This is a genomic window from Amycolatopsis sp. SID8362, from assembly GCF_010550475.1.
In the GTDB taxonomy this organism is placed as follows: domain Bacteria; phylum Actinomycetota; class Actinomycetes; order Mycobacteriales; family Pseudonocardiaceae; genus Amycolatopsis; species Amycolatopsis eburnea.
Window position 1 is genome coordinate 1 of sequence record NZ_JAAGNB010000162.1, and the last position, 8,530, is coordinate 8,530.

Below are 8,530 nucleotides of genomic sequence, written 5' to 3' on the forward strand. Positions count from 1 at the left end.
CTCGACGCCGGACGGGGACGCCGGGACCGCGCCGCCGTGCACCCGCCGCAGCACGCCGCGCGAAGCCAGGTTGTCCAGGTCGCGGCGCACGGTCATCTCCGACGCGCCGGTGGCCGCGGCCAGCTCGGCGACGCCCACTTGGTCGGCGTCGCGCAGCCGCTCCACGATCACCCGGTGCCGTTCCGCGCTCTTCACCCCGCGATGCTCGCAAGCCGCGCTCGTTCGCACAACCGATTTGTTCGGACGCTCACGTCGTTTGTGCGAAACACCGCTGCGGCATGATGGTGCCGTGCACGCCGCCGAGACCACCGCGACCCCGTGACCGGGGGCTACCTGAAGGGCCGCATCCGCCGCGAGGACATCATCACGGCGGCCGCCGCGGCGTACGGCGAACTCGGCTACCACGGCTCGTCGCTGCGTGAGATCGCCAAGCGCGTCGGCATTTCGCACGCCGGCCTCCTCTACCACTTCCCCACCAAGGAAGCGCTGCTCGCCGCCGTGCTCGAACGCCGGGACGCCGACGACTCCGAGCGCGAGCAGTTGCAGGTCCCGGCCGGGCTGGAGGTCCTGCGCCACTTCGTCGCCCTCGCCGAGCACAACGTCCGCCACCCCGGGATCGTCGACCTCTACTCGCGGCTGGCCGCCGAGGCGGTCGCGCCGGACCACCCCGCGCACGACTACTTCCAGCGCCACTACCGGGCCGCCCGCGACGGCGTGCACGAGTCGTTCGAGGTGCTCGCGGCGCGCGGCCAGCTGCGGGCGGGTGTCGACCCCGGGCTGGCCGCGCTCACGTTCATCGCGCTGATGGACGGCCTCCAGGTGCAGTGGCTGACCGTGCCCGGCGACGTGGACCTGGTCGGCTCGCTGCGCTTCTACCTGCAGAACCTGCTCACCGTCCCGTTCTAGTGCCCAGCATCGAGCGCCCCAAGGTGGCCTTGGTTGCGTCTTGCGCACCGAAGGCCGCCTTGGGTGCGTCAGACGCACCGAAGGCCACCTTGGGGCGCTTGGTCGCGGCGTTGGCTGCAACGGCGCGACGCTAGAGGGTCTTCGCGTACGGGTCCCAGCCCGGCGGCAGCAGCGGCGGGACCTCGACGGTGCTCGCGACCTCCACGCTCTGCCCGCGGGTCATGGACTCGTCGATGGCCAGCATCGTGTCGAGCACGTGGTATGCCAGCTCGCCGGACGCGCGCTCGGGCACCCCCGCCCGGATCGCCCGCGCCAGCTCGAGCGCGCCGGTGCCGCGGGACGCCGGGTGCCCGGCCGCCGCCAGCTCTTCCGACTCCTCGTGCCCGAGCAGGTGCAGCCGGGTCGGCTCGTCGAACCGGTTGGGGTCGGGCAGGACGGCCGTGCCGAGCGTGCCGGTCAGCTCGACCAGCCCGGCCCGCTTGAGCGCCGAGTCGAAGCTCAGCACCAGCTGGGCCGACCCGCGCTCGAACTCCACGAGCGCGGTGACCGTGGTCGGCACCAGCACCGGGAACTCCGTCCCCGCCCGCGGCCCGGACCCGACGACCCGGGTGTCGCGCGCCCGTCCGCCGGCCCCGGTGACGCGCCGGACCGGGCCGAGCAGGTGCACCAGCGCCGTCAGGTAGTACGGGCCCATGTCGAGCAGCGGCCCGCCGCCCGGCTGGTAGTAGAACTCCGGCGCCGGGTGCCACAGTTCCGGGCCGGGCACCTGGAACAGCGCCAGCGCGGTCAGGGGACGGCCGATCCGGCCGCCGTCGACGGCCCGGCGCGCGGTCTGCAGCGCGGCGCCGAGGACAGTGTCGGGCGCGCTGGCGGCGCGCAGGTTCTTCTCCCGTGCCCGATCGAGGAGCTTGCGCCCGGTCTGGCGGTCCAGGGCGAGGGGCTTCTCCGCCCAGACGTGCTTGCCCGCTTCGAGGGCGGCGAGCCCGACCTCGACGTGCGCGACCGGGACGGTCAGGTTGACCACCAGCTCGACGTCCGGGTCGGCGAGCAGCTCGGCCACCGTGCCCGAGCGCGGCACTCCATACTCGGCCGCGCGAGCCGCCGCGCGTTCGGTGTCGAGGTCGGCGATCCGCAGCACGCGGACGTCCGGGAAGCTCGTGAGGTTCTCGAGGTAGGTGGCGCTGATGACGCCGGCGCCGACGAACCCGACGCCGACCGGGCCGCCGGTCACCGGCCCGCGCCGGTCAGGAAGGCGTGGCTGGCGGCGATGGCTTCGAACAGGTCGCCGTCGTAGGCGTCGAACTCGATCACGCGCAGCGCGTCCGGCGCGGCGGCCAGCACGTCGGCGATCGGCACCCGGCCCTGGCCGGCGGGAACCTGGCCGGTGGCGTCGGTGGCCAGGCCGCCGTCCTTGACGTGGATCGCGCGGACCCGGTCGCCGAGCCGCCGCAGCAGGGCGGGCGCGTCCTCCCCGCCGGCGGTGGCCCAGTAGGTGTCGACCTCCAGCGCGACGGCCGGGTCGAGCTGGTCGGCGAGGACCTCGAACGCGCTGCGGCCGCCGATCCGGGACTCCAGCTCCCACCAGTGGTTGTGGTAGCCCACGCGCACGCCGTGCTCGGCCGCGAGCTTGGCCGCGGCGTTGAGCGCGTCCGCCGTCGCCGCGATGTCCGCCGGGTCCTGCCACTGCTCGGGCTTGACCAGCGGGTCGATCACCAGGCCGATGCCCAGCTCGGCGGCCGTGGCGAAGACCGCGGCCTGATCGGCGCCGAGCAGGCGCGCGTGCGCCGTCGGCGCGGTCAGTCCGTTGGCGGGCAGCCCGGCTCGCAGGGCTTCGGCGTTTTCGACGACTCCGTACGGCTCCACCTGCGTGAAACCGATCGCGGCGAGCCGCCGCAGGGTGTCGGCGGGGTCGGCCGCGAAGGCGTCGCGGACCGAGTACAGCTGCACGGAAAGGTCGCTCATCCCCAGCTCCTGAAGTCACGATGGGCTCTGCAGAATTTCTACCACCTGGTCAGAATTGGCACCAGGAAATCCGGGCGCGGTCCACCGGACGGCGGCACGAGTGCCCGACGTCACGACAGCCGGTGTTTTGACCTGCCTCCGTTGGGGCAGTAAGGCCGGTGAGCGGGCGGACCGAACGGACGCGGGAGGTACCGGAAGTGGACAGGGCAGGGGACGAAGTGGACACGGGGGCGATCGGCCACCCGTGGTCCCGTCGCGACCTGACGGAACTGTCCGAGGCCGCGCGCGACCTCGACCGCCGGATCGAACAGCACCTCGCACGGCTGCGGCGGGAACGCGCCGAGCGCGCCGGCGACGACATCCCGGACCAGCGGCTGCGCCCGAGCGGCTGACCTCGCCTTCACCCCCCGGACGCGACCTACTACGCTGGGTGGCGCACCGCCGCCCGCCGAAGTCCTGCGAGGTCGCCATGTCCGAGACCCTGTCCCCGAGCCAGAAGCCGGTGGGAGTCGATCCCGACCGGCCGAGCATCGCGCGGATCTACGACGGGTTCCTCGGCGGCAACAACTACTACGAGGTCGACCGCGTGGTGATGGAGAAGATCCGCACCGCGGTCCCGGAAGCGGTCGACATCGCCCGCGGCAACCGCGGTTTCCACAACCGCGCGCTGCGGATGCTGGCCGCGCAGACCGGCATCCGGCAGTACCTCGACTGCGGCTCCGGCCTGCCGACGGCGGAGAACACCCACCAGATCGTCCAGCGCATCGACAAGGACCACACGGTCGTCTACGTCGACAACGACCCGGTGGTCCTCGCGCACGGCCGCGCGCTGCTGGTCGAGAACGACTTCACGCACATGGTCGAAGCGGACATCTTCAAGCCGGCGGCGGTGCTCGGGAACGACGACGTGCGGCGGCACATCGACTTTTCCGAGCCGGTCGCGCTGCTGCACGTCGGCACGATGCACCACTTCGAGGGCGACGGCGCCGTCGACGTCATGCGCGAGTACATCGACGCGCTCGCCCCGGGCTCGTACGTGGTCCTCTCGCACTTCTTCGACCCCGAGGTGCCGGAGCTGACCGAGATCGCCAAGCGGATCGAGCAGATCCTGGTCCAGGGCCCGCTCGGCGCCGGCCGGTTCCGCACCCGCGCCGAGATCGAGGCGATGCTGCCGGGCCTGGAGCTGGTCCAGCCCAACGCCACTTCCGAGCCGGGCCTGGCCGTGTGCGACGAATGGTGGCCGGACGGGCCCCGCCTCACCCCGCTGTCCGGCTCGGCGAAGTGCGTGGCGGGGATCGTCGGCGTCAAGCGCTAGCGGAGCCGCCAGAGGTGGTCGGCGGTCCCGGTGTCCCCGAACTGCACCACCTGGGCGCTGTCCGCCGTCGACATCACGTCGACGCCGAGTACCTTGCCGGAGTTGCGGTTGACGATCCGGAACCAGCCGCTGCCGTCGTCGCGCAGGCGCCACTCGTGGTCGGGCGTGCCGTTGTCGGTGAACTGCACGACGATCGCGCTGTCCGCGGTGGACATCTGATCGACCCCCAGCACCTTGCCGGAGTTGGCGTTGCGGATCAGGAACCAGCCGGCCGCCGTCGGTTCGAACGTCCACCGGTGGTCGGCCGTGCCGTTGTCGGCGAACTGGACGACCCGCGCACTGTCCGCAGTGGACATCCGGTCGACGCCCAGCACCTTGGCGGAGTTGCGGTTCTCGATCCGCACCTGCCCGTCCGGCACGAGCTGCCACAGGTGGTCGGCGGTCCCCGTGTCGCCGAACTGCACCACCTGCGCGCTGTCCGCGGTGGACATCTGATCGACGCCCAGCACCTTGCCCGAGTTGCGGTTCTTCAGGCGCCACCAGCCGTCGCCGTTGTCGAGCAGCTGCCAGAGGTGGTCGGCGGTGCCGTTGTCGGTGAACTGCACGACGATCGCGCTGTCCGCGGTGGACATCCGGTCGACACCCAGCACCTTGCCCGAGTGGTGGTTGCGGATCCGGTACCAGCCGTCGCCGTTCGCGACGAGGTGCCAGACGTGGTCGTCGGTGCCGTTGTCGGCGAACTGCACCACCCGCGCACTGTCCGCAGTGGACATCTGATCGACGCCGAGCACCTTGCCCGAGTTGCGGTTGACGATCCGGAACCCCGCTCCCCCGCCACCGGCCACCCACGGGGTCCCGTCGGGCGAGGCGGTCGGGAACGCCGTGATCCGCAGCCGCGCGGCGCCCATCGGGATCAGCGTGACCGTCTCCACCGGCGCCTCGCTGCGGGCCGGTGAAGCCTGCAGCGGCGTGACGACGTCCTGGTCGTCCGCGGTCCACTCGGCGATCTTCCGCGCGGACGCGGTGATCTTGACCGGTGCCGTGTCCGGCGTGAACGGGTTCGCCGGGAGCGCCCCGCCCGCCGCGGCGAAGGTCAGCGCCGCGTCCGGGGTCAGGCCGTAGTTCCACGGCGTCGTCGCGTGCACCGCGTACTCCGGGAACTGCGTGGTCCCGCCGAGCCGCTCGTAGCTTTCGCCGATCTTCAGCGAGTACGTCAGCGGCCCGTGGTCGACCGACACCGACCCGTGGTTCGCCTGCCACGTCCGCAGGGTCGTGCGCTGCGGCAGCGTCAGCGTGACGAGGTCGCCGTTCGCCCAGGCCCGGTCGACCTTGACGAACGACGGCCCGGCCGCCGCCGCGACCGGCGCGCCCGCGACGGTGAGCCGCGGCGCCGTGCACCAGGCCGGGATCCGGAAGTAGAGCGGGAACGCCAGCCGCTTCGGCGTCCGGATCGTGAAGGTGACCTGCTCGGAGAACGGGTACGTGGTGTCTTCGGTGATGGTCACCGCGGTGCCGTCGCCGACCTTCGCCGTGACGCTGCTGGCGGAGTACATCGCCGCGGCGAGCCCGCGGTCCGGGGTGGCGAGCCAGAGCTCTTCGGTGAAGTACGGCCAGCCCATGCCGTAGTTGTGCGGGCAGCAGCGGTACTGGTCGACGCCCGGCAGGTAGGCCTGCATCGCGAAGCCGTTCTGGAACTGGCCTTCGCTCTTGGGCACGTTGTCGAGGTCGACGCTGTTCGCGCTGGTGATGTAGTGCACCGCGCGCCCGTCCGGGTCGAGCGCCGCGGGCAGCGAGTTGAACGCCAGGTCCTCGCAGCGGTCGGCCCACACCGGGTCGCCGGTCAGCCGGGTGAGCAGCTGGTGGCTGGCCATGAACTCGACGATCCCGCAGGTTTCGAAGCCCTGCCGCGGGTCGCCGAAGCCGGGCCGCGCGTTCTCGTCGCCGGCGAACCCGCCGCCGGGGAACTGGCCGTAGGCCGCCATGACCGTGTCGTAGTCCGAGTAGGTGGCCTGGGTCAGGCTCGCGTCGCCGGACCGCAGCGCGTACTGGGCCGGTTCGCGGAAGCCCTGGGCGATGTTGACGTTGTGCAGGCTCGGGAGGTTGTTCACCCAGCTCGCGCCGTAGGTGTGGATCTTGTCGGCGAGGTCGAGCAGAAAGGTGTCGCCGGTGCGGTTGAACAGCCAGAACACGCTGTCGAGGCCGTCGCCCCAACGCACGGACACCCAGCTGGAGTCGAACGCGCTCTTGCCCTGGGCGTTCATGTAGCGGAGGAAGCGGGTGAGGAACGGGACGATCCGCGCGTCGCCGGTGTACTCCTGCCAGGACCGCAGCGCCTGCAGCAGCGGCAGGTACGGCCAGAAGTCGGGGCCGTTGTTCAGCGCGGTGCGCAGGGCGGCCGGGCCGAAGAAGCCGTCGGGCTGCTGGGTGGCGACGATGGCGTCGATCCACTTGGCGGCGGTGGCTTTCGCGGTGGCGTCGCCGGTGACCGCGGCGAGGTCGACGTAGCCGCGCAGCCAGTAGGGCACTTCCTCCCAGCCGCCGCGCTCGGGGTGGACCCAGCCGCTGGTCGCGAAGTCGAGGAAGTGCGACGTCTCGGCGTAGTGCCCGCAGAGGCCGTCGAGCTGGAGCCGCAGCTGCCCGGCGAGCCAGCCGCGGGCGGTGACCGCGCCGGGCGGCAGCTTGAGGAAGGCGGCGGGCCGCAGGGGTGCCGCGTTCGGCGTGTACAGGCCGCCCTTCACGGCGGCGACCTTCCGGCAGTGCAGCGCCCCGGCGACGGCGTTCGGCGCGTTCGCGCCGGTCAGCAGGGTGGCGGCGACGGCTCCGGTGACGAACTGCCTGCGGCTCAGCGACACGGGTACCAGCCTCCGCTCGTCGTTACAACGTTGTAAAAGTAGTTCTTACCCGGTTGATACAACGTTGTAAATCCGCCGTTCGTTGGTGCCGGCGTTTCAGGCGATGGTGCGGACGCGGCGGATCGCGAAGTAGATCAGCGCCGCCGTCAGCACCGCGAAGATGCCGGCTTCGATGCACTGGAACGTCCAGAACCGGTCCCCCGGCTGGAATTCCAGCCAGTTGGTGGTGCCCGGGTCGGTCGTGCACTGGCCGGGCGGGCAGGGTCCGATCTGGGCCTTCGGGAGCACCACCTGCCCCGCCCCGTCGCGGACGCTCTGGGTCAGGACCCAGTCGCCCGACGCCGGGTTCGGGGTCTGCGTGCCGTCCGGCGAGAACGTCCGCACCTGCGCCGGCAGGTAGCGCGGCCGGGCGAGGACCTCGACCGCGATCCGGACCACGGCGTACCCGGCCAGCGCGAGCGCCATCGCCGGCACCACGCGCCGCCAGTACGTGCCCGCGAAGATCCCCAGCGCGAGCGCGAAGAGCGTGTACGCGACCGGCACGATCCCCTGGACGTCGAACGCGAGGAACGCCAGCCGGCCGGTGCTCGCGGTGACCAGCGGCTCGAACCACCACGACACGCCCAGCGCGTACGCCGCCGCCGGCACCGCCGTGAGGGCGCCGGTCAGGCCGAACGTCGTGAGCGCCCACCGCAGCCGGCTCACGCCCTGGGTCCAGACCAGGCGGTGGGTGCCCTGCTCGACCTCGCGGGCCACCAGCGGGGCGCCGAAGAAGACGCCGATCAGCGCCGGCAGGACCACGAACAGGACGGCGGCGAACTGCAGGTTCCCGAACTCCCGCTGGAACTGGTGGCCGAGGCTGTCGCAGCGCGCCACCGCTTCGGTCTGCGTGACCATCGACGCGGTGCCGAGCGCCGCGCGGCACGCCCCGAGGCCGTAGCCGTCGAACTTTTCGCGCATCGCCAGCCCGGTGGGCACGACGACCGCGGCGAGCAGGCCGAGCACCGCGAGCGCGAACAGCGCGGGCTTGCGGTGCCGTCGCCAGGTCAGCCAGAGCACGCGGGCACCTCCGCCGCGCCGAGGTGCCCGAGCACCAGGTCTTCCAGGCCCACTTCGTGTTCCGTCCACAGTGGATCGATCGGCCCCGCGCGGCGCACCAGCAGCGTCGCCTGGCGGGCGGAGTGGTGGGCGCGGATGACCTGCGCGACGCCGGCGATCTCGTCGCTGCCTGCCCGCGGGCCGACGACCGTGCGGTGCGCGTCGAGCAGCTCGTCGACCGGCCCGGCCAGCCGGACGCGGGCGTCCTGGAGCACGATCAGGTGATCGCAGGTGCGTTCGAGGTCGGTCAGCAGGTGCGACGACAGCAGCACGGTGGTGCCGTCCTCGGCCACCGCGCCCATGAGCGTCCGCAGGAACTCGCGGCGGGCCAGCGGGTCCAGGCTCGCGATGGGCTCGTCGAGCAGCAGCAGCCGCGGCCGCTTGGCCAGCGCGAGCG

Annotated in this window: 8 protein-coding genes and 1 pseudogene; 3 read left to right on the forward strand and 6 right to left on the reverse strand. The window is 72.3% G+C overall.

The features are described 5' to 3' along the window. On the reverse strand, positions 1-195 hold a 195-nt coding region (locus G3I65_RS05880; protein WP_309235285.1), incomplete at its 3' end, for a DeoR family transcriptional regulator. A 123-nt stretch (positions 196-318) separates the two neighbouring features. Here G3I65_RS05880 and G3I65_RS05885 point away from each other — a divergent pair. Further along, complete coding sequence (locus G3I65_RS05885) at positions 319-906, forward strand: TetR/AcrR family transcriptional regulator (protein ID WP_160695199.1); 588 nt, start codon at positions 319-321, stop codon at positions 904-906. 130 nt (positions 907-1,036) lie between these two features. Here G3I65_RS05885 and G3I65_RS05890 read toward each other — a convergent pair whose 3' ends face one another. Next, positions 1,037-2,137: a Gfo/Idh/MocA family protein gene (locus tag G3I65_RS05890; protein ID WP_160695200.1), complete on the reverse strand. Its 1,101-nt coding sequence runs from the start codon at positions 2,135-2,137 to the stop codon at positions 1,037-1,039. Further along, on the reverse strand, positions 2,134-2,868 hold the full coding sequence (locus G3I65_RS05895; protein WP_160695201.1) for a sugar phosphate isomerase/epimerase: 735 nt from the start codon (positions 2,866-2,868) through the stop codon (positions 2,134-2,136). Before G3I65_RS05895 ends, G3I65_RS05890 begins: the two co-directional genes overlap by 4 nt. 197 nt (positions 2,869-3,065) lie before the next feature. Here G3I65_RS05895 and G3I65_RS05900 point away from each other — a divergent pair, with 197 nt between their 5' ends. Together G3I65_RS05900 and G3I65_RS05905 are read left to right on the forward strand one after the other, a co-directional pair. Then, the gene (locus tag G3I65_RS05900) at positions 3,066-3,260 is read left to right on the forward strand and encodes a hypothetical protein (RefSeq protein WP_160695202.1); all 195 of its coding nucleotides are present in this window, start codon (positions 3,066-3,068) and stop codon (positions 3,258-3,260) included. Between the two features lie 77 nt (positions 3,261-3,337). Beyond that, a complete protein-coding gene (locus tag G3I65_RS05905) occupies positions 3,338-4,183 on the forward strand; it encodes an SAM-dependent methyltransferase (protein ID WP_160695203.1) in 846 nt (281 codons plus the stop codon). On the opposite strand, the gene G3I65_RS05910 is transcribed toward G3I65_RS05905, so the two are convergent. The 3 genes and pseudogenes from G3I65_RS05910 to G3I65_RS05920 all read right to left on the reverse strand — a co-directional run. Continuing rightward, positions 4,180-7,035, reverse strand: a complete 2,856-nt coding sequence (locus tag G3I65_RS05910; protein ID WP_160695204.1) for an RICIN domain-containing protein — start codon at positions 7,033-7,035, stop codon at positions 4,180-4,182. The two genes, G3I65_RS05905 and G3I65_RS05910, sit on opposite strands and share 4 nt — an antisense overlap. Positions 7,036-7,131: 96 nt before the next feature. Further along, positions 7,132-8,094 carry an ABC transporter permease gene (locus G3I65_RS05915; RefSeq protein ID WP_160695205.1) on the reverse strand — a complete coding sequence of 321 codons (963 nt, stop codon included), beginning with the start codon at positions 8,092-8,094 and terminating at the stop codon, positions 7,132-7,134. After that, positions 8,082-8,530: pseudogene (locus G3I65_RS05920) on the reverse strand (ABC transporter ATP-binding protein); the annotation flags it as partial. The gene G3I65_RS05915 and the pseudogene G3I65_RS05920, both read right to left, overlap by 13 nt.

Bases quoted from the DNA above. Each gene is read 5' to 3' on its own strand.
- G3I65_RS05895 (WP_160695201.1), bottom strand. From the start codon at position 2,868: ATGAGCGACCTTTCCGTGCAGCTGTACTCGGTCCGCGACGCCTTCGCG.
- G3I65_RS05905 (WP_160695203.1), top strand. From the start codon at position 3,338: ATGTCCGAGACCCTGTCCCCGAGCCAGAAGCCGGTGGGAGTCGATCCC.